Source organism: Lysobacter hankyongensis, assembly GCF_039543145.1.
Classification (GTDB): Bacteria; Pseudomonadota; Gammaproteobacteria; order Xanthomonadales; family Xanthomonadaceae; genus Lysobacter_I; species Lysobacter_I hankyongensis.
Map to the genome: position 1 here is coordinate 1 of NZ_BAABJE010000028.1, position 817 is coordinate 817.

Below are 817 nucleotides of genomic sequence, written 5' to 3' on the forward strand. Positions count from 1 at the left end.
GCGAGGCCAGCACGCTCAGGTTGCGGGAGGCGGACAGCAGGCCGTCGAGATCGGCGTGCAGCGCGAACGCGCCGCCACCGACCTGCGTGGAGGTCGTGGTCATGGGGAGGAATGAAAATTCGATGGAAACAGCGAACGCGTCCGCTTCCGCGGAGGTTCGAGGTGGGTTACAACAGGTCCCTGCCCTGGCCAGGAAAGGACGCATGCCCGCACCGATTCGCGACAAGACCGCGGTACCGCCATTGCCCCCGCTGCCGCGCCATCTGGTCCGGTTGCACAAGGCGCTGGCATGGTGGTGCAACGTCGTCGTGACCGATCCGCTGGGACGGCTGCGGTGGATCTACCGCTACATGAACATCTACAACCGCTTCATCTCGACCCTCGCGGTGTGCCGAAGAGGCTGCAGTGCGTGCTGCCACATCGACGTGGATCTCACCGAAACCGAGGCGGTCCTCATCGCACGTCATACCGGGCGCGACTACACGAAGCGGGCCATCCATACGCATGGCCACACTTCGCCATGTCCGTTTCTGGGGGCGCAGGGCGAATGCACGATTTACTCGGTGCGCCCGTTCAACTGCCGCACCTTCCACGCGCTGGACGATCCGAAGTACTGCGCGACCGGAGAGGATCACGCCGTCTATGGCCTCCCCTCCTTCGATTACACGTCGAAAATCCTGTTTTCGCTGGCGCAGGCCATCGACCACATCGACGGCCATCGTCCCCGGCGCGACATCCGGGATTTCTTCTCGTGAGCGGATCGGTCGTTACCGCGGCGAACGTCGGTACCGCGTCCCGAACAGCACCTGCGCCGCCA

General features: G+C 64.3%; 1 protein-coding gene. It reads left to right on the forward strand.

Annotated features, from left to right (window positions below):
• Positions 1-122: 122 nt before the first annotated feature.
• Entirely contained in the window at positions 123-755 is a 633-nt protein-coding gene (locus ABD974_RS18005) for a YkgJ family cysteine cluster protein (protein WP_345304731.1), read from the forward strand.
• Positions 756-817 lie beyond the last annotated feature (62 nt).